The sequence below is a fragment of the Hymenobacter defluvii genome (assembly GCF_017589435.1).
In the GTDB taxonomy this organism is placed as follows: Bacteria; Bacteroidota; Bacteroidia; order Cytophagales; family Hymenobacteraceae; genus Hymenobacter; species Hymenobacter profundi.
Genome location: NZ_JAGETX010000070.1, coordinates 1 through 1253, shown reverse-complemented (window position 1 = coordinate 1253; position 1253 = coordinate 1). Strand labels below are relative to the sequence as shown.

Genomic DNA, 1253 nt, shown 5'->3' with positions numbered 1-1253 from the left:
GATTAGTACTGATGATGGTGAAAAGGATGACTGCGTATCACTCTTTTTAGCTTCAACAAGCAGTTCTGCCAATGTTGACCCATTCTGATTTTGTGGGTTTTCCATGATGAGAGTGGTTTGATGGTTGAACGAAAAATTAAGAAACTAGTGAGTGCTGATTAAGAACCTCAAGTTGGTTCTGAAATGCAGTTTCGTCTTCCTGAGATGGGTTTGTAATACCGAATGCTGAAAAATAATCCCTCTTTAAACTCTCTACACCTTGGCCCTTGCACATTAGGAGTAACGTAGAAGTTTTAATATCAAGCCTAGTTACTGATATTGGGCTGTAATTGAATACATAACAAAACTCTTTGCCAGAAGAGAGTTTAACAAAGTTTTTTGACCTGTTGCACATGCTTATAATAAATTCTTTGTGAAGAAATATTCATCGCGAGGACATCAATCAAAACTAAGAGCTACGCTACAGCTCTGGGACTGCTTATCGCTAACGTGCTAGTAACCATCCCGATGGTGTCTAGAATAAAGTTAAGAATTTTTTTAGTTCACCTAATAAAAAGTCAAATAAAACCACAAATAATTTATTGGTACGTCTTGCCCGGCAATAGCCATATCATTCCAGCCCGCCGAGCCATTGTGATACGCACTGGAATGAGCAACAAACCGTAGGTGTACTGAACAAACAGCTTTTAGAGGCGCTGAATGCAAGATTTTGGCGAGTAGTAGCCTCATTTGGAAGCGCCTCGTTTAACTTCTGTACCAAACTTTTAACCGAGGCCAGTACTGGATGCCGCGGTCACTGTGATGAATCAAGTTCCGCCCCGCCCGTTTGCTGATCTGCCGTAGGGCCATCTGCAAGGCGCGACACGCATGCACCGTGGCCAGCGTCTCGGCCACGGCGAAACCCATGATGCGCCGCGAGTAGGCATCGGTCAGCAGCGAGATGTACAGACAGCCCGCCTGGGTGAACCAGTAGGTGATGTCGGCCACCCAGACCTGGTTGGGTCGCAGCGGGGTCAGCTCCCGGATCAGGTTCGGGTACTTGCGGAAGCGATGGCGCGAGAAGGTCGTTAATGCTTTCCGGCGGCGCTTGCGAATCAGTAAGTTATGCGCCGCCAGCAGCGAAAATAGGGCATCCCGGCCCAGTTTGATGCCCTGCTCGCGCAAGCCCTGTTCCAATAAGCTGTAGAGCTTGCGCCCGCCGAGGCGGGGATGCTCTTGGCGCACCTTCGCCACCTGCTCGAGCACATACTGCT

The 1253-nt window shown here is 48.3% G+C and carries 1 protein-coding gene; it reads right to left on the bottom strand.

Going from position 1 to position 1253, the window contains the following annotated elements; all coding sequences use genetic code 11:
* Positions 1-744: 744 nt before the first annotated feature.
* Positions 745-1253, bottom strand: a 509-nt coding sequence (locus tag J4D97_RS22925) for a DDE-type integrase/transposase/recombinase (protein ID WP_208309620.1), incomplete at its 5' end; no start/stop codon positions are given.